At 43.8% G+C, this 23,378-nt stretch carries 23 protein-coding genes; 19 read left to right on the forward strand and 4 right to left on the reverse strand.

Features of this window, described 5'->3' with window-relative positions:
* The first annotated feature begins 43 nt into the window (after positions 1-43).
* The 11 genes from BLP33_RS16210 (at position 44) to BLP33_RS16255 (ending at position 11,465) form a co-directional block, all read left to right on the forward strand.
* Positions 44-466: a VOC family protein gene (locus tag BLP33_RS16210; RefSeq protein ID WP_090530694.1), complete on the forward strand. Its 423-nt coding sequence runs from the start codon at positions 44-46 to the stop codon at positions 464-466.
* Between the two features lie 193 nt (positions 467-659).
* Positions 660-1,337: an energy transducer TonB gene (locus BLP33_RS16215; RefSeq protein ID WP_090530697.1), complete on the forward strand. Its 678-nt coding sequence runs from the start codon at positions 660-662 to the stop codon at positions 1,335-1,337.
* A gap of 188 nt (positions 1,338-1,525) precedes the next feature.
* Entirely contained in the window at positions 1,526-1,687 is a 162-nt protein-coding gene (locus tag BLP33_RS27655) for a hypothetical protein (protein WP_217633170.1), read from the forward strand.
* Positions 1,672-2,028: a hypothetical protein gene (locus BLP33_RS16220; protein WP_217633171.1), complete on the forward strand. Its 357-nt coding sequence runs from the start codon at positions 1,672-1,674 to the stop codon at positions 2,026-2,028. The genes BLP33_RS27655 and BLP33_RS16220 overlap by 16 nt, the downstream gene beginning before the upstream one ends.
* A 235-nt stretch (positions 2,029-2,263) precedes the next feature.
* Positions 2,264-4,582 carry a PSD1 and planctomycete cytochrome C domain-containing protein gene (locus BLP33_RS16225; protein WP_090530700.1) on the forward strand — a complete coding sequence of 773 codons (2,319 nt, stop codon included), beginning with the start codon at positions 2,264-2,266 and terminating at the stop codon, positions 4,580-4,582.
* Between the two features lie 4 nt (positions 4,583-4,586).
* Positions 4,587-6,044, forward strand: a complete 1,458-nt coding sequence (locus BLP33_RS16230; RefSeq protein WP_090530702.1) for a DUF1501 domain-containing protein — start codon at positions 4,587-4,589, stop codon at positions 6,042-6,044.
* 223 nt (positions 6,045-6,267) lie between these two features.
* Positions 6,268-7,293 carry an NHL repeat-containing protein gene (locus tag BLP33_RS16235; RefSeq protein WP_090530706.1) on the forward strand — a complete coding sequence of 342 codons (1,026 nt, stop codon included), beginning with the start codon at positions 6,268-6,270 and terminating at the stop codon, positions 7,291-7,293.
* 25 nt (positions 7,294-7,318) lie between these two features.
* Positions 7,319-9,475, forward strand: coding sequence for a DUF2231 domain-containing protein (locus tag BLP33_RS16240; RefSeq protein ID WP_090530709.1), 2,157 nt, complete (start codon positions 7,319-7,321; stop codon positions 9,473-9,475).
* A gap of 271 nt (positions 9,476-9,746) precedes the next feature.
* Positions 9,747-10,754, forward strand: coding sequence for an NAD(P)H-dependent glycerol-3-phosphate dehydrogenase (locus BLP33_RS16245; protein WP_090530712.1), 1,008 nt, complete (start codon positions 9,747-9,749; stop codon positions 10,752-10,754).
* 30 nt (positions 10,755-10,784) lie between these two features.
* Complete coding sequence (locus BLP33_RS16250; RefSeq protein WP_090530715.1) at positions 10,785-11,096, forward strand: hypothetical protein; 312 nt, start codon at positions 10,785-10,787, stop codon at positions 11,094-11,096.
* A gap of 48 nt (positions 11,097-11,144) precedes the next feature.
* Positions 11,145-11,465, forward strand: coding sequence for a hypothetical protein (locus BLP33_RS16255; RefSeq protein WP_090530718.1), 321 nt, complete (start codon positions 11,145-11,147; stop codon positions 11,463-11,465).
* Between the two features lie 237 nt (positions 11,466-11,702).
* On the opposite strand, the gene BLP33_RS16260 is transcribed toward BLP33_RS16255, so the two are convergent.
* Together BLP33_RS16260 and BLP33_RS16265 are read right to left on the reverse strand one after the other, a co-directional pair.
* Positions 11,703-13,565, reverse strand: a complete 1,863-nt coding sequence (locus BLP33_RS16260) for a DEAD/DEAH box helicase (RefSeq protein WP_090531349.1) — start codon at positions 13,563-13,565, stop codon at positions 11,703-11,705.
* 375 nt (positions 13,566-13,940) lie between these two features.
* Positions 13,941-14,408 carry a DUF4293 domain-containing protein gene (locus BLP33_RS16265; protein WP_090530720.1) on the reverse strand — a complete coding sequence of 156 codons (468 nt, stop codon included), beginning with the start codon at positions 14,406-14,408 and terminating at the stop codon, positions 13,941-13,943.
* A 129-nt stretch (positions 14,409-14,537) separates the two neighbouring features.
* Between BLP33_RS16265 and BLP33_RS16270 the strand changes: the two genes are divergently transcribed.
* From BLP33_RS16270 to BLP33_RS16280, 3 genes are all read left to right on the forward strand, one after another.
* A complete protein-coding gene (locus BLP33_RS16270; RefSeq protein WP_167516312.1) occupies positions 14,538-15,059 on the forward strand; it encodes a DUF892 family protein in 522 nt (173 codons plus the stop codon).
* Positions 15,060-15,114: 55 nt separating this feature from the next.
* Complete coding sequence (gene truA / locus BLP33_RS16275; protein WP_090530727.1) at positions 15,115-15,933, forward strand: tRNA pseudouridine(38-40) synthase TruA; 819 nt, start codon at positions 15,115-15,117, stop codon at positions 15,931-15,933.
* Between the two features lie 208 nt (positions 15,934-16,141).
* Complete coding sequence (locus tag BLP33_RS16280; protein ID WP_090531351.1) at positions 16,142-17,890, forward strand: ABC transporter ATP-binding protein; 1,749 nt, start codon at positions 16,142-16,144, stop codon at positions 17,888-17,890.
* Between the two features lie 122 nt (positions 17,891-18,012).
* Here the strand turns inward: BLP33_RS16280 and BLP33_RS16285 are convergent, their stop codons facing one another.
* A complete protein-coding gene (locus BLP33_RS16285) occupies positions 18,013-18,216 on the reverse strand; it encodes a hypothetical protein (protein WP_090530730.1) in 204 nt (67 codons plus the stop codon).
* A gap of 349 nt (positions 18,217-18,565) precedes the next feature.
* Here BLP33_RS16285 and BLP33_RS16290 point away from each other — a divergent pair, with 349 nt between their 5' ends.
* From BLP33_RS16290 to BLP33_RS16310, 5 genes are all read left to right on the forward strand, one after another.
* Positions 18,566-19,444, forward strand: coding sequence for a cell division protein FtsX (locus BLP33_RS16290; protein ID WP_090530733.1), 879 nt, complete (start codon positions 18,566-18,568; stop codon positions 19,442-19,444).
* A gap of 92 nt (positions 19,445-19,536) precedes the next feature.
* Positions 19,537-19,821 carry a DUF3098 domain-containing protein gene (locus BLP33_RS16295; protein WP_090530735.1) on the forward strand — a complete coding sequence of 95 codons (285 nt, stop codon included), beginning with the start codon at positions 19,537-19,539 and terminating at the stop codon, positions 19,819-19,821.
* Positions 19,822-19,916: 95 nt separating this feature from the next.
* Positions 19,917-20,711 carry an undecaprenyl-diphosphate phosphatase gene (locus tag BLP33_RS16300; protein ID WP_090530738.1) on the forward strand — a complete coding sequence of 265 codons (795 nt, stop codon included), beginning with the start codon at positions 19,917-19,919 and terminating at the stop codon, positions 20,709-20,711.
* Positions 20,712-20,857: 146 nt separating this feature from the next.
* Entirely contained in the window at positions 20,858-21,589 is a 732-nt protein-coding gene (truB, locus tag BLP33_RS16305; protein WP_175490042.1) for a tRNA pseudouridine(55) synthase TruB, read from the forward strand.
* Between the two features lie 75 nt (positions 21,590-21,664).
* Positions 21,665-22,591: a bifunctional riboflavin kinase/FAD synthetase gene (locus tag BLP33_RS16310; protein WP_090530744.1), complete on the forward strand. Its 927-nt coding sequence runs from the start codon at positions 21,665-21,667 to the stop codon at positions 22,589-22,591.
* Positions 22,592-22,670: 79 nt separating this feature from the next.
* Here the strand turns inward: BLP33_RS16310 and BLP33_RS16315 are convergent, their stop codons facing one another.
* On the reverse strand, positions 22,671-23,294 hold the full coding sequence (locus BLP33_RS16315) for a LysE family transporter (RefSeq protein WP_090530747.1): 624 nt from the start codon (positions 23,292-23,294) through the stop codon (positions 22,671-22,673).
* Positions 23,295-23,378: the final 84 nt, after the last annotated feature.

Raw genomic sequence — 23,378 nt, forward strand, 5'->3', positions numbered from 1 at the left:
TTTAAACATACATTAAATCCATAATAAACAACTGATTATCAGCATGAGCAATCATATAAATTTAGCAATAAACGGAATACAACATATCGGCGTGCCGGTAACCAATATTGAAGCATCACAACAATTTTACGCCAGACTGGGCTTTCACAATGTAATGCAAGCCCCTTTTACCGATAACAGCGGTACCGGCACCTGCGTTATGATGCAGCGCGGCAATATGATCATGGAGCTTTACCAATTGCCTGAAGCTTCGCTGGCCGAGATCCGTTCAAGATCAAACGGGCACATTGATCATGTAGCCTTTGATGTTGATGATATCAACCTCGCCTTTAAAACTATTAAAGAAGCTGGCTTCAACGTGATCGAACCAGAGCCCGTGTTTTTACAATTCTGGAAAAATGGCTGCAAATATTTCAACATCACCGGGCCGGATGGCGAACGGTTGGAGTTTAACCAGGTGCTTTGATTTGGGAATTCGGATCTTCGATTTCGGTTTAGTTATATAAAAACACGTGGTCAGCAAATAACAGCAACTTGATTGGTAAGCCGCTTGCAAATGGGGTACTGAAACAAATATGACTATCCGTTTAGTTATTCAACCATAATTCTTTCTAAGGCTATCTAAACATAATCCGCAATTTATTGTCGATATTTATACTATGCTTAAAGCACTTTGTCTCCATATCGCGTTGCTCATTTTTACAGCAAGTACGTTGCTTGGCCAGCAGCCTGCGTTTAAAGGCGGACAGCAGGCGTTTTATGATTTCCTGAAGACAAAGATCATTTATCCTGAATATTCGCGGCAAAATTGTATTTCGGGAACCATCAATGTTTCGTTTATGGTTGATAAAGATGGTGTGGTACATGATGCTAAAGTACAGGATGGCCCCGGCATCGACCTCGACGATGAAGCTTTGAGGGTTATTAAACTTACATCGGGTCAGTGGGTGGTCCCGGCGGGGTATAATCTTAAAACCAATATCGTTCAACCCATCCGTTTTGACCCTGATCCCGCACGTTGCGGACCTGCCAGTATCCGCGATATGCAAAGCGCCATTGCCAGCTATAAAGCTCAGCAGGAACTGGAAAACGCAGTGACCAATTACTACAGCAATAAATACAAAGGCAAGGCCGATACCACCAAAGAGGCTATCATTATTAACCTCAAAAAACAACTTGGCTACGATGATGATTTTATAAATGATGTACTAAGCCAGGCCGGCGAAAAATTTAAACAAGGCGACAAAGAAGGCGCCTGCCATGACTGGAATTTTATCCGCAACATAGGCAGCGATAAAGCCGATAACTTTATACGGAAATATTGCGCCACCCGCTAACCTCTTAAAGAGGGAACTATTGCAGTTTTAATCTTTTAACCTTGCGCTCGTTTGCAACGAGCGCTTAATATGGTTTGGCGATTGTATCGCCAGTTGCGTTACAATCGCAAGCCCCCGGGCCACGTACTCATTAAAAAACAAGCACGCGGTTACACCTCTGTTTATAAATTTCCTACATTGCCTCAGTTATGAAAACCGAACCTGAACTTCGCAAAAAAATAAAAACCTGGGTAATTGTATTTATCATCGGTCTGGTACTAAGTGGTGTAACCGCCTTCCCTATCGAAACTGAACTTGCCTGGCTTGCTAATCATGCCTCTGTATTCCAGGATTTATGCATGACTGGCTAACCAATGTTTATCTCGCCGTAAAAACAACCAATCAAAACTATCCTTACCTGGCGTATGGTACCGACTGGCTGGCTTTCGGGCACTTGGTTATTGCTATGGCATTTGTTGGTCCGCTGAAAAATCCGGTTAAAAACATTTGGATAATTGAGTTTGGCATGATTGCCTGTGTAATGGTGTTCCCGCTGGCCTTTATTGCCGGCCCAATCCGCGGTATCCCCGTTTACTGGCGGTTCATTGACTGCTGCTTCGGTATTTTTGGGATCATCCCTTTATATATCGTTTACCGGGATATTAAAAAGTTGGAAAAGATGATCAATCAGAACATTGCTCCTTTACATTAAAAAAACAAATATTAGCCGGTCAAATTCAATTTATTGTTCATCGGCTATTCCGTTTTTACTCTTTTAAAAATGCCCTCCTTTGCGCGTATGTTAAAACATTTGTACAAAATGTATGAACATATCATTTTTCATGCTATATTGCCCCCGCTAAATCAATTTGAGTACATAAATATGTATTTGCAAATTGTGCTATAAATTATATAACTTTAATTTCTGTTTAACCAATTTTAAACCCATGTACCGGAAGTTGTATTATGTGTGGCTTACAATAGCCATCTGCATGCTGTACACGCTTTATTCCTGCCATTCATCCGGCGGGATAGCCGAAGAACAGGTGCCCGATACCATCAGCTACAACTTTAATATCCGCCCAATACTTTCAGACAAGTGCTATAAATGCCACGGCCCTGATGCGTCACATCGTGAAGCCGACCTTAGGCTTGATCTTCCGGAGAGCGCCTATAAGGCATTAAAAGATAACCCATCTTCGCACGCGCTTGTACCCGGAGATCCTATGCAATCGGAGGTTTATCGCCGAATCTCTACCAAAGACACCACCGAGCAGATGCCGCCGGCGTCATCCAATTTAAAAAGGTTATCGCCCTATGAAGTTGAACTCATTCACAAGTGGATAAAACAGGGCGCCAAATATGAAAAGCACTGGGCTTTTGTCGCTCCGCGAAATTACCCGGTTCCGCAGGTAAAAAACGCGGCATGGCCTAAAAATGCTATCGATAATTTCGTACTGCAAAAAATGGAGCAGGCCAGCCTGGAACCGAATCCCGAAGCGGATAAAGAACGTCTGCTGAAACGCATTTCACTCGATTTGACCGGTCTGCCGCCATCCCTTGCTTTAATGGATGAGTTTTTAGCCGATAAAAGCGCCAATGCTTACGAAAAAATGGTGGACAAGCTGATGGCAGCTCCGCAATACGGCGAAAAAATGGCGCTGCACTGGCTGGATGTTGCCCGCTATGCCGACTCGCACGGTTATCAGGATGATAATTACCGCACCCAATGGCCATGGCGCGACTGGGTGATCCATGCCTATAACGAAAACCTGCCATATGATAAATTCATTACCTGGCAGCTGGCGGGCGATCAACTACCAAACGCCACTAAGGAGCAGTTGCTGGCTACGGGCTTTAACCGCAACCACAAAATAACCGAAGAAGGCGGCGTAATTGATGAGGAATACCGGGTAAGTTATGTAACCGACCGAACCAATACCTTCGGCAAGGCCATGTTGGGCGTCACGCTTGAATGCGCGCATTGTCATGATCACAAATACGACCCTTTTTCGCAAAAAGAGTACTACCAGGTTTATGCCTTTTTTAATAATGTGAAAGAAGTGGGCTTGCAATCAACCGTGGGTGGGCCCGAAACCTACGCCAAAAATCCGATGATGCAGATCAGTAACGACGATGTTAAAAAGATCCTGACTTTTGTGAACAAGCGCGATACCGATAAGCTCATCGTATCCATCATGACGGATAGTGACAAGGTGCGGCCGACATACATCCTCAAACGAGGCAACTACGATGCCCATGGCGATGAGGTGCAGGCCGGTACGCCCAAATCCATTTTGCCATTTACCAATAACTACCCAAAAAACCGCCTGGGTTTGGCCGAATGGCTATTCAACAAAAATAACCCGCTTACCGCACGTGTATTTGTAAACCAAATGTGGCAGGAGTTTTTCGGCAAGGGCATCGTAAAAAGCTCTGGAGATTTCGGTATGCAGGGAGATCTGCCGTCGCATTCGGAATTGCTTGACTGGCTCGCGGTTGATTTCCGCGATCATGGCTGGAATATTAAACGGCTGGTAAAACAGATGGTAATGTCGGCCACTTATCGGCAATCGGCAGCGGCCACACCCGAAAAACTGAAGGGAGATCCGGATAATACTTTATTAGCCCGGGGCCCAAGGGGCCGTTTACCTGCCGAATTTGTTCGTGACCTGGTGCTGGCCAGCAGCGGGCTGCTTAATCCAACCATTGGCGGCCCGAGTGTTAACCCTTACCAGCCGCCAGGCCTTTGGGAAAATGCCACCTCGGGCAGGGGGATTTTGGCAAATTACAAACAGGTGCATGGGCCTAACCTGTACCGCAGGGGAATGTATACCCTAATTAAACGTACCGTTCCGCCAGCATCCTTAGGTATTTTTGATGCCAGCAACCGCGACCAGTGCGAGGTAAAACGCCTGCGTACCAATACACCATTACAGGCCCTGGTAATGCTCAATGACCCAACCGTATTGGAAAGTGCGAGGGTTTTAGCTGCAAAGCTTTTGCAGGATAAAAGCACGCCGACAGCAAAGATCACCAAAGCGTTCCGCTTGATCCTCTGTCGCCATCCGCAGGAAAAAGAACTGGCTATTTTAACTTCATACTATACAGATGAACTAAAAACCATGAAAAAGGCCGATGCCGAAAAATTGCTAACCGTGGGCGAATACCCGGTACCGGCCAATCTGGATAAAATAACACTGGCAGCTATGATGAAAGTGGTTGATACCATGTATAATCTGGAAGAAGCCATAACAAAAACCTGAGCACATGGAAAAATATTTTTTAGAAAACAGGCTTAACATCAACCGGCGCAGGTTTCTTTCCAGGCTCAGTCTGGGCATTGGCAGCGTGGCATTGGGTTCATTGCTCATTCCTGATCTGTTTAGCGGCAAGGGCGATGAAGCCGAGGCTGATTTTATCCCCGGCATCCCCAACTTTGCGCCAAAGGCCAAGCGGGTAATCTACCTTTTCCAGGATGGAGCGCCCTCACAACTGGAGTCGTTTGATTACAAGCCCAAGCTGCGTGAAATGATGGGGCAGGAACTGCCGGCATCGGTACGCGGCAACCAGATCCTTACCGGCATGACGGCCAAGCAGGCTTCATTTCCGCTGGTGGGTTCGTTTTATGATTTTAAGCAGTACGGCGAGTCGCGCGCCTGGATCAGCGATATGTTTCCGCACATAGGCAAAATTGCCGATGATATCTGCATTATTAAATCGCTTAATACCGATGCCATCAACCATGACCCGGCGCTAACTTTTTTCCAGACAGGGGCACAGCAGGGTAACCGCCCAAGCATGGGCTCGTGGGTAAGCTACGGCCTCGGCAGCGAAAACAAAAACCTACCGGCTTTCACCGTATTGTTATCTAAAGGCAAGGGAAACGGGCAGGGTGTTTACTCCAAACTGTGGAGCAATGGCTTTTTAGATTCCATTCACCAGGGTGTACAGTTCAGCAGCGGCGAAGACCCAATCCTGTACCTGAATGATCCTGAAGGACTGAACCGTCACGAGCGCCGTAAAATGCTGGATAAACTGGCCGAGCTCAATGACATGAACTACAAAGAGTTCGGCGACCCGGAAATAAATACCAAGGTACAGCAATATGAAATGGCCTACCGCATGCAAACCGCCGTACCCGAAATTATGGACGTAAGTAAGGAGTCGGACGATATTGTGAAGATGTACGGGCCGGAGTGTCTTATTCCCGGCACTTATGCGGCTAACTGCCTACTGGCCCGCAAACTTTCTGAAAACGGCGTACGCTTTGTGCAGCTTTACCACCAGGGCTGGGACCAGCACAGCAACCTACCGCAGGAAATGGCCGGGCAAGCTAAAGATGTCGACCAGGCATCCGCAGCACTGGTTACTGATTTGAAACAACGTGGTCTGTTGGATGAAACACTGGTAATCTGGGGCGGGGAATTCGGACGAACCAATTACAGCCAGGGTAAACTGGAAAAAGCCAATTATGGTCGCGACCATCATCCCCGCTGTTTCAGCATCTGGATGGCCGGCGGTGGTATTAAGCCGGGCATCGTTTACGGCGAAACCGATGAGTTTGGCTATAACATTGTGAAAGACCCGGTACATGTACATGATTTTCATGCCACCATTTTAAATCAATTAGGCATCGACCATAAAAAACTAACTTATAAAAGCCAGGGCAGGAGATATAGGCTGACGGATGTAGCGGGGAATGTGGTGAAGGGGATAATAGCATAAATCCCACCCAAACCCTCCCCAAGGGAGAAGGCTTTAAAAACAAATTAACTGCCGCGGGATTAGCGCAGCGTATCCCGTGGTAAACCATAAAGTAAGCTTTCAGCTTACACAATTTCGGCTGAAAGCTGAAACGATGCGAACCACGGGGCACAGTCCCGCGGCAGCAATTAAAGTAAATCAATAAAATATCAGCGAAATCAACGCAATCATAAAAATCAACGGTATGGAAAGAAGAGAATTTATCAAGCACACTTCAGTTTTATCAGCAGGCTTTTTTATAGCCAAAGATTTGTTAGCGAAAGACGACGGCCCAATTTACGGTCATGGTAATATGCGCTATCGCATGGATAAAAACTGGAGCAAGGCCGATTCGCAGAAGAACCCGGTGAATGATTGCCATGAGATGGTACAGGATTCAAAAGGCCGCATTTTACTGCTCACTAACGAGACTAAGAACAATGTACTCATTTATAATAAATCGGGCAAGCTGCTAAGTACCTGGGGGCATGATTTTCCCGGCGCACATGGCCTCACCCTGTTTAATGAAAACGGCACCGAAGTACTGTTCATAACCGATACCGTAAAACACCAGGTTTATAAAACCACGCTTGATGGTCGTATTTTAATGACCATTAATGTGCCGCTCGAAACCGGCGTTTACAAAAAATCCGAAGAATTTGTTCCCACCGAAACTACTATCGACAGCAATGGCGACATTTTTATTGCCGATGGCTACGGTGCGCAATACGTTACCCATTATGATAAAGATGGCAAACTGAAAGGCTTCTTCGGTGGTAAAGGCGAGGGGGACGAACACCTGGATAATGCGCACGGTATCGTGATTGACAGGCGATATGATACACCGACATTACTGGTCACCGATCGTACCCGTAACTGCTTTAAGCGCTTCAGCATGGATGGCAAACTACAGGAAGTGATCAAGCTTCCGGGAGCCTGCGTTTGCCGCCCGGTAATTAAGGGCGATCATTTGTATGCTGCCGTACTTCGCTCGCCCGACCTGAGCAAGGAGAATACCGGCTTTACTACCATATTAGATAAAAACAACAAAGTAGTATCCAACCTTGGCGGTACCGAACCAGTGTATACCGACGGCGTACTGCAACCAATGGCCCAGGCCGAAAAGATTTTCCTGAACCCACATGATGTTTGTGTGGATAACGACGAGAATTTGTACGTAGCCCAATGGGCATCAGGCAAAGTATATCCTTATAAATTCACAAGGGTTTAATTAATACACATATAGCCCGGCGTATATGAAAAGCAGCCACAAAGGTTTTGCGGAAGGGACATTATTTGCCCTTAATATTTTTATTGTAGTGCTGCTTATAGCCGGCGATAGCCTGGTTGTGCCCCGCTGGCTGCAACCGGTTGGCCGTATGCACCCACTCATTCTGCATTTCCCCATCGTGATACTGATGCTGGCCATGGTGATGGAGTTTTTCCGTTATCGGGCCGAGTTTATTAACGAAAAACTGTATCAAACCTTTACAAGTTACCTGCTGCTGCTGGGTGCATTACTGTCATCAATAACGGTGATCATGGGCTTGTTCCTTTCAAGGGAGTCGGGCTATGAAGGCGATACTTTACAATGGCATAAATGGTTTGGAGTAAGCGTGGCCTTTGCCGGGTATGGAGTGTACCTCATCCGCCATACCTCAAAATATACCATAAAGCTCGCTAAAGCCGGAGCTATAATAACCGTTTTCTGTTTAATTGTTGCCGGGCACCTTGGCGGCAACCTTACCCATGGCAATGATTTTGTTTTGGGCCCGGTAATGGATAAGAGCAAAAACGTGGTACCGATAGACCAGGCCCTGGTTTATAACGATGTGATCCGCCCGATATTTGAGGTTAAATGCCAAAGCTGCCATAATATCGATAAAAAGAAAGGTGGCCTAATGCTTACCGATTCGGCAGCGATAATGAAAGGCGGCAAAACCGGCAAGCTATTCATAGCCGGCGACCCGGCCATGAGCCTGCTGCTGCAACGTGTGCACCTGCCCGAAAACGAGAAAAAACACATGCCGCCTACCGGCAAAACACAACTTACTGATGATGAAAAAATGCTGCTTTACCTTTGGATAAAAAGTAAAGCGCGCTTCGGCAAAAAAGTGATCGACCTGCCAGCTAACGATTCGTTACGGATGATAGCCGCCACCCGTTTAAAACCCGCCGAAAGCGAAGAAGAGGTTTATGACTTTTCGGCAGCCAATGAAAAAGAAATTCAAAAGCTGAACAACAATTACCGGGTGATTTATCCGCTGGCCAGCGAGTCGCCGGCGTTAGCGGTTAATATCTACAATAAAAGCGCCTATAATGTAAAAGTGCTGGAGGAGTTAAGTTCTATAAAAAAACAGGTGGTATCGCTCGATCTGAACAAGATGCCCGTAAAGGATGCCGACCTGAAAACGATTGCCAAATTTGAAAACCTTCGCAGGCTAAACCTTAACTTCAGTGATGTTACGGGCAAAGGCTTAAAGGAATTAGCAGGTTTAAAATATCTCAAAAGTATTTCATTAACGGGTGTTAAACTTAATATAGCCGATGTAAAACAGCTCGTCGCTATAAAAAGCCTTAATGAACTTGCGGTATGGGATAGCGGCCTGAACCCGGCCGACCTGCAATTGCTTCAAAAACAAAACCCCAAACTTAGCCTGTTAACCGGCTTTAAGGATGATGGTAAGGCGCTTAAGCTCACCAGTCCGCAGTTAAAAAATACGGCAGTTATATTTAAGCAGAATTATGCTTTGCAACTTAGCAACCCTATAAAAGGTGCGGATATCCGGTACACTACTGATGGTTCGGTGCCTGATAGTATCAAGGCTGCATCTTACAAACCGGGAATTATACTTACCCGAAGTACTACGATCAGGACAAGGGCATTTAAAGCCGGATGGGTTGGCAGCGATACCGTACAATTCAATGTTTATAAATGTGCCTATACGCCCGATAGTATCAGCTTTGTCAAATATCCTGACGACAAATACAAAGGCGATGGCGCTAAAACAATTATCGATAAAGAATTAGGCGGCGACAATTTTGGCAACGGAAAATGGGTTGCGTCGCAAAAGGATCTGGCGGTGATCATGTGGTTTAATAAACCGATTGATCTGCATTCGGTTAGTCTCAATGTAATGCGTAATACAGGTTCCCAGATCTTTTTACCCGCCGGGGTTGAGGTTTGGGGAGGTGCCGATCAAAACCATCTCAAGCTGTTGAGCACACTTAAAACAGGGGCACCAAAAAAATCTGATCCGTTTATTTTGGCCCCATTGGAATGTAAGTTAAAATCCGAACAAAAGATATCCTGCATCAAACTGGTTGCCCAACCGCTTAAAAGCGTGCCGGCATGGCATCCGGCCAAAGGCAAACCGGGCTGGGTGTTTTTGGATGAGGTGTTTTTGAATTGATGCTTAACAACTAATAGCATCTCGCGCTCCCCTGCTATTCTTTAACCGACCATTCGGACAAAAAGAAACCCTGGAGCATGCAAGCTATCTTAAACGCCTTAACTTAGCAAAGAAAAATGGGAGCATCGGCCCGGAGCCAGGTTATTGTCTTGCAAAAAAGGTTCAGAAAAGTAATTCGGCCCACTTTTTCCCTCATTCGCCAATCTGCATAATATTTCATTAATTTGCTTGGCCAATTAAAACCAGGCAGCGATATTTCTATTATTTATTGATGGATAAAAAATTAAACAAGATCACAGTTGTTGGCGGGGGGAGCTGGGCTACGGCTAATATCAAAATGCTTATCGACAACACCACCCCAAAAGAAATTTTTTGGTGGATGCGTAACGCCGAAGCTGTGGAACATTTGAAAAAGTTTGCGCGTAATCCGCATTACCTGAGTTCGGTGGAGATCAAACTTCCCGAACAAAATATATCTACCGATCTGAAACCGCTTATCGCAGCTGCTGACATTGTGTTGCTTAATGTACCGGCTGCTTTTTTGAAAGATGCGCTAAAAGATATAACTGCTGCCGATCTGAAAGGTAAAAAGATAGTATCGGCTATAAAAGGTATCGTGCCCGATGAAAATTTGATAATTGCCGAGTTTCTTCATCAAAAATACGATATATCGTTTGATGATTTTATGGTGATCAGCGGTCCGTGCCATGCCGAGGAAGTAGCGCTCGAAAAATTATCATATTTAACTATAGCTTCCGGAGATACAAGACTTGCCTCACGGTTTGCGGGAATGATCAATACCCGGTATATCAAAACAAACATTTCTGATGATATTTATGGTACAGAATACGGGGCTGTTTTAAAGAATGTATATGCCATTGCCAGTGGTATTTGCCACGGTGTAGGCTATGGAGATAATTTCCAGGCGGTGCTGATATCAAACGCCATTCGCGAATTGGAGCGTTTTGTGGCCGCTGTACATCCTATCGACAGGGATATTAAAGAATCCGCTTACCTGGGCGATCTGCTGGTTACTGCTTATTCGCAATTTAGCCGTAACCGCACCTTTGGTAACATGATAGGCAAGGGATATACAGTAACATCGGCCCAACTGGAAATGAACATGATTGCCGAGGGGTACTATGCAGTAAATTGCCTACACGAGGTTAATAAGCAATACGGCGTGAGCATCCCTATCTGCGAAGCTGTTTATGCTATTTTATATCAAAAACGCTCACCTGTAGTAGAAATGAGAAATTTGGCCGAGAAATTGAGTTGATTTTATTAAAGAAACTTAATTACCGTCAATATGAAAAATCTGTTTAAAATAGCCTTGTTTGCTGCTGGTACATTTATGGTTAGCCCGGGCTTTGCCCAAACGCATAAGGATTCAACCCTCGGTGGGAAGATCAGCAAAACCACAAAAAAAATAGGCCATAAAACATCCGAAATTGCGGCTAAAGGCGCAGCTACGGTAGCTGATAAGAAATATGCCGGCAAGGTTGGCCCTAATGGCGAAACCATTTACATTGATAAATATTCGCATTATTTTTATGTGAATAAAAAAGGTCACCGGGTTTATCTAAAAAAATCTGAACTGATAGATAAACCTACCCAATAATTAAATTCAACAAAGGCGTAAGCCGTTCTAAAAAAATCCTGATCCGTCATGAAAAAGTTTGCTCCCATATTTGCTGCAGTTGCAGGCATGTTATTGATATACGCTTGTTCTCAGCCGCCGGCTGCCAATAAAAAGCTGGAAGGTAACTGGAAATCAAAAGATGGTGCTACCAAGCTTTCGATAACGGATAAAGATTTTATTATGGACGACGGGCAGGCCAGCAAAGAGGATTATTTTGTAAAAAATGATACCATTTATACCTCATACCAGGGGAGCAGGCCTTATACCAAGTTTTTTATTAAGGAACTTACCGACAGTAAGCTAACGCTTTGTTATCCTGATTCGGATATTGTTGAATTTAGCCGTTAATGTAAGCGGAAAGCAGAATGCCTAAAGCCGAAAGCTGATAAGTTTTATGGATGGGTTGAAGTTTGCTTATGACCAGAAAAGGCGGGCTTATATATAAAACAAAAGCCTTTGTTCCCGTATGCAGCGGTAAAAAGGCTTTGTTAACAAAACTAAACTAAAACTAATGCTTCTTACTAAAGGAAGCTCATGAAAACCACCACATGCTTTGCACATGGTGGTTTTTTTTATGATGGATAATTAAAATCTCCTTCTGCGCTCAGGGCGATCTTCACGGGGTTTGCCTGAAAAGTCGCGGAAACCACCGCCATTGCTGTGCTCGCGCCTTTCGTTGCCACGGTAACCACCGCCTTCACGACGCTCGCCACCACGGTAACCACCTTCACGGCGGTCTCCGCCACGGTATCCGCCTTCACGACGGTCGCCACCGCGGTATCCGCCTTCACGGCGTTCGCCACCGCTACGGTTATCGCTGGTGCCTTCGCCTGAGATCTCGATCCTTACCGGACGACCTTTATATTCGGCTTCTTTAAAGCTGGCCATCACTTTATCAACATCTTCGTTTTGTACTTCAAAGAAAGAGTACACACCTTTAACATCGATTTTACCTACGGTACGGCCACTGATTTTGGTTGTGTTGCAAATGTAACCCAACAAATCGCCGCGGTTAAATTCATCAACCGAACCTAAGTTTATAAATAAACGGGTAAAGTTGCCACGTACACCATTGCCGCGTTCGCCGCGATCCTCAAACCTGTTACGGCCTTCCTCAACGCTGGCATTCAGGTCAGGAGCGTTTTTATAGTAATCAAGGAAACGGTTAAATTCAATTGAAGCAAATCGTTTGATGAAATCTTCCTTGGTAAAATCTTTAAACTCGTCATAAATGCGTGGCAGGTATTGCTCAATCTGCTCTTCGTTTACGGTTACGTTATGTACCTTGTGAACGATAGAGAATAATTGTTTTTCGCAAACATCAAAACCTGTTGGAATTTCTGCTTTTACGAACTTTTTACCAATAACGCGCTCAATCTGGCGAATTTTGCCTAATTCTTTAGCGTTTACGATAGAGATAGATACACCGGTTTTACCTGCACGGGCGGTACGGCCGCTACGGTGGGTGTAGTTTTCAATCTCGTCAGGTAATGAATAGTTAATAACGTGAGTTACGTCGTTAACGTCGATACCACGTGCGGCAACGTCAGTAGCAATTAATAATTGCAGGCTGCGCTCACGGTAGCGTTTCATCACTTTATCGCGTTGTTGCTGTGAAAGGTCACCGTGCAATGAATCGGCATTATAGCCGTCTTTGATCAGTGATTCAGCAATTTCCTGGGTTTCAATTTTGGTACGGCAAAATACGATACCAAAAATATCAGGGTTAAAGTCAACAATACGTTTAAACGCGGCATACTTGTCACGCGCACGTACTATATAGTACTCATGCTCGATGTTGGCATTGCCGGTGTTTTTTGCGCCCATGGTAAGCTCGAAAGGATCGGTCATGTATTTTTTCGCGATCCGCCTAACTTCGGCAGGCATGGTGGCCGAGAATAGCCAGGTTTTTTTCTCTTCGGGTGTGGTAGATAAGATACTATCAATGTCTTCCTGAAAGCCCATATTGAGCATTTCATCAGCCTCATCCAATACTACATACTTCACAGCCGAAAAATCAATAGCCTTACGGTTAATGATATCAAGCATACGCCCTGGTGTAGCAACTACGATCTGTACGCCGCGTTTGATCTGACGTAACTGATCCATAATGCTTGCTCCGCCATAAACAGCAACAACGTGTACGTTGCTCATTTTTTTGGAGTAGTTCTTAATGTCGTTCGCGATTTGTAAACAAAGTTCGCGTGTTGGGCATAAAACAAGTGCCTGTGGATGATTTTCTTCGAAATCAAGCAGTTCCAATAATGGTAGGCCAAAGGCAGCAGTTTTTCCGGTCCCGGTTTGGGCTAATCCGACAAAATCGTTGCTGCCTGTTAACAATACCGGGATTGACTGCTCCTGGATTGGTGTAGGATTCTCAAATCCTAACTCAGAGATGGCATTAACAATATCATGACGGATTCCCAGTTCAATAAATGGGTTGTTCATGAATTTAAATAACGAATTTGACAACATCGTCAAATCGGGCGCAAAGATAGTGTTAATGTTTTATAATTCCAATAGGCGGGTTGAGATAAAATGAAGTTTGGTAGTATTATTGAGAATAAGCCACTAATTGACTGAAAAAAAACCAGTTAATTAATAATTTCATAACAAGGATTACTTTTTTCTCCGGTTTTTAAAGCCCGATTTTTGATAATAAGGGGCTTTAGTAAGCATGAAAATCATCAATCCATTACCTGGTTTTTACACCAGTATTGCAAAAAAGGGACTTAAGGCTTCAGCCACAAGCTCCAGGTATGAAAAAGAAAAACCAGACTTTTAACTTCCGACTTAGTACTGTCGACTTAACGCTAACCGGGGTTACCTCAACCTGTCGGCCGATTTTACCAGCTTCTCATCTTTTTTTATGCTTTTTTGTGCGAAGATGATCAGTATGATGCTTAATGAAGTAAGGAACAGGCCAATACCCATCGTGCGTGTGTCAAGGGTAATGCTGCCTGCTGCGCCTTTAACAGTTTGTGCCATCCAGAAACTGTAGCCAATAAGTACCAGTATAGCGCTGTAGCAGAAGGCTATTTGCTGTTTTCGGTTTTTATATAGAAAAATGATGACCAGGGGAATGAGGGCAACAATAGCTGTTATAGCGGCGAGTGCCACAAATGTTTGGGTATGTTGCTGTACGCCGTTCACATCCTGGTAAATACCGGTAACCATAATGCTGGATGGTTTATCATTAACATAGACGTTGTGGGCAAGCGGAAAAAAGAAAAGGGCGAACAGCACAAGGCTGGCGAACAAAAGGTAAATGCTTTGGATGCGTTGCAGCATGATATTAAAAATTATAAAGGCAAATATAAATGTTTTGCTTATTGGAGAAGCACTAATTTAATAGCGATATCGCTTGCTTTGAATGATAATTATTTAATGTATATTTATTTGTATTTAAACAATTGTCAAATGCCCCGCATTAGTGAACAAAACCCCGAAGATGTTAAATTTGAGAACGTCCATTTAAAAAGGATTTTCCTTGAGCACCTGAACAGTATTTATTTTGGTAAAAAACATCTGATTGATTTTTTTGAAGAGATAAAAGAGCTTGCATCCTTAGCTTATTTAAAGGAGGCCGTACAGGAATGTTATGAAGCTACCCAAAAGCAGCTTACCCATCTCGATTCTATTTACAGCGCCATTAATGAAACGCCATCAAAAACGACGGTACTTGGCATAAAAGCCATGACGCTTGAAGCTTATATATCGGCAATTAAAACCGGGAAAACTGCCATGGAGCGTGATGTGTTCATTGTATTTTATGTGCAGATCATCGAAGGGATTGAAATAACCTATTTTGATGTTTTGCGTAACCTGGCAAAAACCATTGGCTATAGCAATTCCTTTATCAATAAGCCTTTTAATCTGGCTGTTAAAAATAAACTGGCGTTTGAGGCTATCTATAAGGCCTATATAACCGAACCCGCATAATACTATGACCAAATTATGAACCCGGCATAGGCGGCAGATTATTAACTTTGCCGTCGTGAGCAACAACCAGCGTTATTTTATTGAACTGGCCTACAACGGCACCGCCTATCACGGCTGGCAAATACAGCAAAATGCCGTAAGTGTACAGGAATTGCTGAACAAGGCACTAAGCACAATTTTACGGCAGCCCATAGAAACAACCGGCTGCGGCCGCACAGATACAGGCGTACATGCAAAGGAGTTTTTTGCGCATTTTGATATTGAAGGTAATAGTTCATCGTTCATAGATCATGGCAAAGCTGACGGCCATGAACCATCAACTATTAACCATGAACAGGTGGTGAGGGGCCTCAACGCCCTGCTCCCACCTGATATCGCTATAAAAAATATTATCCCGGTACATGCCGATGCGCATGCCCGTTTTGATGCCACATCGCGCTCGTATCAGTATCATGTTCACTTTAATAAAGACCCTTTTTTGCAAGGGGCTTCCTGGCAATTGCGCGATGTGCCTGATATTAATTTGATGAACCAGGCCGCGGCTATTATGATGGAGTACATCGATTTTAGTTGTTTTAGCAAATCAAACACCCAGGTAAAAACCAATAACTGCAAAATTACCCGTGCCGAATGGGTGAAAACCGAAAACGGCATTGTTTTCCACATCACTGCCGACAGATTTTTGCGTAACATGGTACGGGCCATTGTGGGTACCTTGATGATGATTGGCCGGGAAGAAATGCAACCGGAAGGTATCCGTGAAATTATTGAAAGTAAAAACCGCTCCAATGCCGGCACAAGCGTACCGGCTTGCGGGTTGTATTTGACGGAAGTTAAATATCCTTACCAACTGGTCACTCCATTAGCCCCCTAACCCCCTGAAGGGGGAACAATGGTGGATAATGTGGATGAGATTTGACGATAGATAATTATACTTTAACTTTGATATAGTGGCTAAAGAAGAAAAAGATAATAAACAGGAAACTCTCTCCTCAGCAAATGAGGGAGCAACCAAGCAAGCAGCCCCCCCTTCAGGGGTCGTAACCGGAAAGGCCCTCGACTGGAAGCTACTGGGCCGGGTAATGCATTACGTTAAGCCGTATAATAAAACCTTTGTTATAGCTACTTTCCTCACCATTTTTATAGCAGCCAATGCTTTGCTGCAGCCAATCCTGATCCAACGTACATTGGATGTTAATATTTTGAACGATGATTATAATGGGTTGGTTTTTATGGTTGAGCTCATGATAGCACAGCTTCTCATTCAAACTATTGCGCAGTACTACCAAACTTATTTAACCAATGCGCTGGGCCAATATGTGATCCGCGATTTGAGGATCGATATTTTTAACCACATTACCAGTTTAAGATTAAAATACTTCGACCGTACGCCTATCGGTATGCTTATTACCCGTACGGTGTCCGACCTGGAAACTATTGCCGATATTTTTTCGGAAGGGTTGATCTCTATCATGGGTGATATGCTGTTGGTGGTTGCTGTGATAGGCTATATGCTTTGGCAAGACTGGAAACTGGCCCTGATTACGCTTATTCCGATGCCCTTCCTGTTTGCTTCAACCTATGTGTTTAAGGAGGCTATCAAGTCCTCATTCCAGGAGGTGCGTACGCAGGTGGCGCGGCTCAATACTTTCCTGGCCGAGCATATCTCGGGGATCAGTGTGATCCAGATCTTTGCCCGTGAAGACCAGGAGATGCGCAAATTTAAATCCGTGAACGAAAAGTACCGCGATGCCAATATCCGCTCAAACTGGTATTACTCGATATTTTTTCCGGTGGTGGAAATCCTGTTTGCCATATGTATGGGCTTACTGGTTTGGTACGGATGTAAACGAATGCTGTCAGATAGTCAAATGCTAACTATCTCCGCATCAGGCAAGGGAATTACTCCCGGATTGATCACCAGCTTTATTGTATTGCTGAATATGTTGTTCAGGCCTATCCGCCAGCTGGCCGATAAATTTAACACCCTGCAAATGGGCATGGTTGGTGCCGACAGGATTTTTAAAGTATTGGATACCGACGAGGTGGCCGAAAATAAAGGCACACTTACAACAGGCAGACTGCAGGGCGATATCAGCTTTGATAAAGTATGGTTTGCATATAACGATGAAAACTGGGTGCTGAAAAACATCAGCTTCCACATTAAACCCGGCGAAACATTGGCTTTGGTAGGGGCAACCGGCGCAGGTAAATCATCAACCATTAATATCCTGAACCGCTTTTACGAAATTGGCAAAGGTTGTGTAAAGGTTGATGGACATGATATCCATGATTATGATGTAAACTACCTGCGTTCGCAGATAGCAACTGTGATACAGGATGTGTTTTTGTTCAGCGATACCATTGCCAATAATGTCAGCCTCAATAATCCCAATATCACCCGCGAGCAGATCATAGCTGCAGCCAAAGATGTTGGCGCGCATGATTTTATCGAACGCCTGCCCGGTGGCTACGATTATAATGTGATGGAACGCGGCTCAACACTTTCGGCCGGGCAATCGCAACTAATCTCGTTTATCAGGGCACTGGTTTATAATCCCGCAATCCTGGTCTTGGACGAAGCTACGTCATCTGTTGATACAGAAACCGAGATCCTGATCCAGAATGCCATCAATAAATTAATGGAAGGCCGTACGGCCATAGTGATAGCCCACAGGCTTTCCACCATTCAAAATGCCGACAGGATCATTGTACTTGACCATGGCGAGATTATGGAAATGGGTACCCACCAGGAGTTGCTTAAAATTGAGAACGGTCACTACCGCAAATTGTACGACCTTCAGTTTAACTCAGCGGGAATTGCGAGATAGGTACATATTAAATCATGTCATTGCGAGCGCAGCGTGGCAATCCCGTAGCCAATGCATGTTCGATATGCATAGCTACGAGATTGCTTCGTCGTTCCTCCTCGCAATGACAAATATTGTGTAACTCACTTCTTCGGTACACTCTTCACCGAATGAACCGGTTGTTCTTCTTTCTCATGCTTTTTGGCAATATCACCTCCATGCGGATTATCGGCGTGATATTGTTTATCTTCTTTACGCACCTTGCTTTTATGCCCGTTGTCATTTGGCCTGTGGGTCGGGGTATCTGATGGCGAAGGTTTATCTTTTTCGTTTGCTGGCTTTGTCATGTATTGATAACAATAGCGGTGGCGCTTTGTTTAACTCCAGGTTTAGATCAGAATTCGATGTTTAATTTGTCTGAATCAGAATTTTGTCAGAACTCGAATCTTTTGAATTAAGGAATTTATCGAATGCAAGGCAATTCATTAATTCGTTTAATTCGAGTTCTGACAAAATCCCGGTTCTGTTGTTAATAAATGTTAAATCTGTTAAGCTAAAGCGTTATTAAACATATTTATAAGCAATAAACTTTTACCTTTAGGGAGGGTTTCTTATTTTCGCAGAAATATGATGTTAACTTGATTGGGATAATGATCTCAAATCTCACGTCTAATATCTAACATCTAACAAAAGTAAATGGAAGAATTTGAAGCAAGCGCATCCTCTAAAAAGACAAAAACCATCTACATTTCAACTGTATTTGGTATTGCCATGGTGCTGTTAATGGTAGGGCTGCTGGGTTTAATACTGGTATACGCTAAAAATATTTCGAGCTATGTTAAAGAAAACATCGTGCTTAATATTTTTGTTGATGATGCCGCCCACGAAAGCGACGTATTGCAACTTCAAAAGCAGTTGGATGGCAACGTAATGGTAAAACAAACCCAATACGTAAGTAAAGAGCTTGCCGCCCGCAACCTGCAAAAAGACCTTGGCGAAGACTTTGTAAAGTTTTTAGGCTATAACCCGCTATCGCAGTCAGTTGATGTTTACCTGAAAGCGGAGTATGCCAATAACAAGGATATTGAAAAGTTTAAAGCCGAATTGCTTAAGAACCCATTAGTAAAGGAGGTTAAATATCAGCAATCGCTGGTTGACCAAATGAACCAGAATGTAACGACCATCAGTTTGATCATCCTTACCTTTGCCGGTATTTTTGTGGTGCTTTCGGTAGCGTTGATTAATAATACCATCAGGTTGGCGATTTATTCGCAGCGTTTCCTGATCAAGTCAATGCAACTGGTTGGGGCTACAAAAGGGTTTATCCGCAAGCCTTTTTTACTGTACGGGATCTGGCATGGCTTATTAGGCGGCCTGATTGCTATTATCCTGCTGATAGGTACTTTATATGTTGCTTATGACAACGTACCCGACCTGGTGTTTTTGCAAAACTACACCGAGTTTGGCATCGTGTTTTTAGTTGTAGTTGGGCTGGGTATTTTTATATCAGGCTTCAGTACCTTTTTAGCAGTTAACAAGTTTTTACGTTTAAAAATATACGATCTGTACAGATAGAGGTTAAAGGCCAAAGGTTAAAGCTTAAATGCTTGATCTGAACTTTCAATCACTAATTCACTAAATCAATAATTCACTTATTAAAAAGATATATGGCACAAAAATTTAAACCAGCGGCTCCTGTAAAAACAACTGCTGCAACATCGCCGGCAGCTACCGGTGCCGCAAAAGCTACTGCGCCGGTACAATTTATATTTGATAAAAGCAATTACCGTATGCTGATCATCAGCGTGGCGGTTGTTGCCTTCGGTTTTGTGCTGATGTCGGGCACAACTGACATTTACAGCACTACCAAAATAGTTATCGCCCCAATAGTAGTTTTGGGCGGTTTTGCTTTGGGTTTCTTCGCTATCCTTAAAAAGCCTTCGGCTAATTAATACAGTAACCATGCTGAATTTTACAGTAGATATGTTTTAGTGAAAGATATCTACTGTAATAACGTATATCTCTACCTCAACCCCTTAAAACCCCAATGAATTTAATCCATGTTATTATCCTTGCAATTATTGAAGGGATAACTGAATTTTTACCTGTATCATCAACCGGGCACATGATCATTGCTTCATCAGTAATGGGCATAGCAGCCGATCCTTTTGTTAAGCTTTTTACTATTGCCATACAACTGGGCGCCATCTTATCGGTAGTGTTCCTGTACTGGAGAAGGTTCTTGCAATCGGTTAATTTTTATTTAAAACTGTTTATCGCTTTTATACCTGCAGCGGTATTTGGCGTATTGTTTAGCAAAAAGATAGATGCTTTATTGGAGAGCGCGCTCACCGTTGGTATTACCCTGTTTGTTGGCGGCATTATTTTATTGTTTGTTGATAAATGGTTCAACAAGCCGGTGATTAAAGAAGAAAAGGATATCAGCAATTTAACGGCACTTAAAATAGGCTTTTTTCAGTGTTTAGCCATGATCCCCGGTACATCGCGTTCGGCTGCTACTATTGTTGGTGGCATGGCGCAAAAACTAAACCGTACTGCAGCTGCCGAGTTTTCATTCTTCCTGGCAGTGCCCACTATGTTTGCCGCGACTGCAAAAAAACTATACGACTTCCATAAAGAAGGGCATGTATTTACCGGCGAAGAAATTAAACTGCTGGCCATAGGTAATATCATTGCTTTTATTGTTGCCATGCTGGCTATTAAAACATTCATTACTTTTCTTGAGCGCCGTGGCTTCCAGATTTTCGGCTGGTACCGTATCGTGGTTGGAGCTGTTATTATAGGATTAATTTTGAGCGGGCACCAATTACAAACGATTTAAGCCTTTAAGTATATCACTTAATTTTGCCGCGCCGGATCATTCTCATATCAAAAGAGATTGATCCGGCGTAGTAATTTATAGCTTGTCAGGCAATAGGGTCGAAAATCGTACCTTTGCGAAAAATCGGATAAATTGATCCGACATAAATAAAAGATTTGAAGAACACGTACACTAAAATAGAGGAATTTGCTGAGGGTCAGCTCCTGCTGGTTAATAAACCGTATCAATGGACAAGCTTTGATGTGGTTGGCAAACTTCGCAATTCGTTTAAACCGCTTAAGTTAAAGGTCGGTCACGCGGGCACGCTTGACCCGCTGGCTACAGGGTTATTAATCATCTGTACCGGTAAAATGACCAAACAGATAGATACCTTCCAGGCCGAAGAAAAGGAATATACCGGGACCATGGTATTGGGCGCAACTACGCCTTCATATGATATGGAAACGGCACAGGACAAAAGTTTCGACATCAGCCAACTCACTGAAGAAATGCTGCGTAACAACTGCAGACAGTTCATTGGCGATATCCAGCAATATCCGCCGGCGCACTCGGCCATAAAAGTTGATGGCGAGCGTTTATATGAAAAGGCACGCCGGGGCGAGGATGTGGAACTGAAGCTCCGTAACGTCACTATAACCGAGTTTGAACTAACCCGTATTGAGCTGCCTGAGGTGGATTTCAGGGTGGTGTGCAGTAAGGGCACTTACATCCGTTCGCTGGTGAATGATTTTGGCGCAGCTTTAGGCAACGGGGCTTATCTTTCAAAACTAAGACGTACACGGAGCGGTAACTTCAGAATTGAGGATGCCTGGGAAGTGATGGAACTGGTAAATACCGTGAGGGAATTAAAAGTATCAGATGTACATACAGCGCGGTAAAGGAAATTTACAAAGCTCAAACACTCCGGTTTTTAATCCCATCAACTAAAAATTAACTTTGTGTTTTACTCATAAATGAGGGTTTACAATAATATCGACGAATTTACAGCGGTAAACAATGCAGTAGTCACCATCGGTACATTTGATGGGGTACACTTAGGGCACCGTAAAATTATCTCAGGCATTAAGGAGCTGGCCGAAAGCACAGGAGGCGAAACGGTGATCCTTACTTTTTTTCCGCACCCGCGTATGATCCTGCACCCGGAAGATGAAAGCCTGAAACTGATAACCACCATTGCCGAAAAGGCCGAACTAATGGAACGCATCGGGGTTGACCATCTCATTATAACCCCTTTTTCAAGAGATTTCTCCAATCAATCTGCCGAGAGCTATATCCGCGATGTGCTGGTTAACAAAATTGGCACAAAAAAAATAGTAATAGGCTATGACCATCGCTTCGGTAAAGACAGGCAGGGCGGCTTTGAAGACCTGCAACGCCTTAGCCCTGTGTATGGCTTTGATGTGGTAGAAATTCCCGAACAGGATATTAACGAGGTGGCCATCAGCTCAACCCGCATCCGTAACGCCCTGTTGAGCGGCGATATTCATTTGGCTAATGCCTTTTTAGGCTATCCTTTCTTTATTACCGGAAAGGTTGTCCGCGGCGATCAGATCGGTCGTCAGCTTGGTTATCCAACAGCCAATATCGTGGTTGAAGAAAAATATAAGCTTATTCCATGCGATGGTATTTTTGCAGTAACAGTAATCATAGCTGATCAGAAATATAAGGGAATGGCCTACATCGGCAGCCGCCCTACCGTTAATGGCCTTACACGCAATATCGAAGTAAATATCTTTGACTTTAACGAAGAGATCTATAATCAAACTATCCGGATGGAGTTTCACCATTACATTCGTGGCGATGTCAAATTCTCATCCCTTGAAGAGTTAAAAGTGCAGTTGGCCCAGGATAAAGTAGATGTGCTGAATCTTGACTTCTGAACTGAACCCTGATTTTTTGGATTTGAAGATTTCCTTGAATTTAGTATCAGGCAATCCCTAAATCAAGAAAATCAAGGTTTTAATGCTTAAAAAACGACAAGTAGATCTGTTTCACAATATGATACATGGCGAAAGCGAAAAATAATATAGCTATGCTGGTATTGATAAGCCTCGTGCTTAACGCAAATCTTTCCTGTATGTATTTAGCGAATTTGGCATAGATAAACAGGCATAAAAAAGCACCTGCCGCCGAGCCCAGGCTAAAAATAACAAGGGCTACCCTACCGTCAAGGATCCATTCATGCGTAATAAGGTATGTGCCGGTCACCATCCAGAAGGGCACCTGCATGGGGTTTAAAAAGCCTAATAAAATACCATATTTGATACTGGCATGTTCGGAGTAATTGGCTTTAGGCGGCTTGTTACGATGGATCCAGGTGATGTATCCCATAACGCCGAACAGCACTACCATTATCCAGTCGATAACTGTATTAAGTTGCAATTGCCCAGAAAGCCAGCGGGCAGCATGCATGATGAAATAAGTAAAGAAAAATTCAACAGCCGAAAAAGCGGTTATAAAGCGTACAGCTTCCTTAATGCCACGGTTTATAGTGATCTGTACTAAAGTTAGGTTTATGTTGCCGGGGGGAATATAGCCTATAAAGTTGGCTATGATCCCGATGAAAAATGTTAGAAATATCATCGTAGCAAAGATAGGTTGTTAATTTGAGTTGGCAAATTATTGTCTGAACCGCGATTTATAGGATTGGGGGATTACCCGGAGTCT

This window comes from Mucilaginibacter sp. NFR10, assembly GCF_900100445.1.
In the GTDB taxonomy this organism is placed as follows: domain Bacteria; phylum Bacteroidota; class Bacteroidia; order Sphingobacteriales; family Sphingobacteriaceae; genus Mucilaginibacter; species Mucilaginibacter rubeus.